Consider the following 1,683-nt stretch of genomic DNA (forward strand, 5'->3'; position numbering starts at 1 on the left):
GGCGGCGCTGTCGGAGCGGGGACACGTAGTCGCGCCGGGGACGGCGCTTGGTACATGTCCCCGCTCTCGGGCTTGATTTTCGGGTGACGGTGTTCCATGGTCATGGGGTGGGTGGGGTTGTGTCTGGCTCGCGGGTGGGTAGAGGGGCGAGGGAGGAAGGGTCATGATGGGGCGCGTAGTCACACGGTTTTTCCTGGTTGCGGTGCTGCCCGTGACAGTGGTAGCGGCGGCGGAGAATGACATGAGCGAGACGGTGTTCGTGGTGCCGAATTTTCATCCTGCGTCGTGCGGGTGGCTGACGGATTTCTCGCACGAGCGGCTGTATTGCGCGAACAGCTATCTTGACCATCTGGACCGCGTGGCGGCGGACGGCGCCTATGCCTTCGTGATCTCGGAAGTGAACACGATGATCGCGATAGGCAACTTCACGCCCGCGCGATTCGAGGAACTCAAACAGCGGCTCGCGGAAGGCCGGGTCGAAGCGGTCAACGCGTTTTTCCTGGAACCGACGATTTGCCTGTCGGGGGGCGAGGCGCTCGTGAAACAGGGCGTGGAAGGTTTGCGGTGGCAGGAACGCATGCTCGGAGTGCGCCCGCGCCATTGCTGGGCGATCGACGTTACCGGCATGCACGAGCAGATGCCGCAAATTGCGGAAGGGCTCGGTCTGGACACCCTGGTCCATTGCAGGATGAACAACTTCGGCAGCACGCTGTACTGGGGGCAAAGCCCTGACGGCACCCGCATCCTGACCGTGTCTCCCGGTCACTACAACGAATGGCCCGCCCTGTTCCGCGCTACGGAGGCGCTGAATGACGCGGAACTGCGGAAACTGATCGACGACGGCCGGTCCCGCGAGCGGCGGACGTCGCTGGCGGACGTGCCTACCATGCGCACGCCCGACGGCGCGCCAACGCTGGTGCTTGCGGGCAGCGGAGACTACAGTCTCGCGCCGTTGTACGCGCGGTACCCGGGCGAGTTTCTCGAACAGTGGAAGAGGGCCGCGCCGGATGTCCCGCTCCGGTTCGCGACGTTTGGAGATTACGTGGATGCGGTGAAACCGGGAATCGCGTCGGGCACGATCGCCATGCCGACGGTCACGGGCGGCTGGAACTTCACCTATTTCGGATTTTGGATCCAGAATCCGGCGGTCAAACAGCGTTACCGCCGCGCCGAACACGCGCTGGAGGCATCGGAGATGCTCGCCACGATCGCCAGCCTGCGCCAGAACCAGGCGTATCCCGCGCAGGACTTGTATCATGCCTGGCTCCTGATGCTGTTGAACATGGACCGCAACACGCTCTGGGGCGCCGCGGGCGGCATGGTGTTCGAACATCCCCAGTCGTGGGACGTTGAGGACCGGTTCGATTGGGTCGACACCACCTGCGGAGGGATATGCGAGGAGAGTATCCGGAAGATTCGGGGCGATGGCGAGGCGGTCACGCTGTTCAATCCCGCGAACTGGCGGCGCAAGGACCCCATCGTGCTGGAGGCCGGCATTGCGCCCGGCCTGGCCGGGATTCCGTGCCAGACGCTGCCCGGCGGCGCGCTGCTTTGCCGGCCGGACATGCCTCCCGCCGGATTTGCTTCGTATGCAAAGGCCGGTGACCCTGCGGCGGCATCGCGGGGAATTGGTCTCCCTGCGGCCATCGAAACGGCCTTCTACACGGTCCGCATCGACCCGAA

Annotated in this window: 1 protein-coding gene; it reads left to right on the top strand. The window is 64.8% G+C overall.

Translation table 11 applies throughout. The features are described from left to right. Nucleotides 1–163: 163 nt before the first annotated feature. On the top strand, nucleotides 164–1,683 hold a 1,520-nt coding region (locus tag PLJ71_16010), incomplete at its 3' end, for a hypothetical protein (GenBank protein HQM50193.1).

Source organism: Candidatus Hydrogenedentota bacterium (genome assembly GCA_035416745.1).
In the GTDB taxonomy this organism is placed as follows: Bacteria; Hydrogenedentota; Hydrogenedentia; order Hydrogenedentales; family SLHB01; genus UBA2224.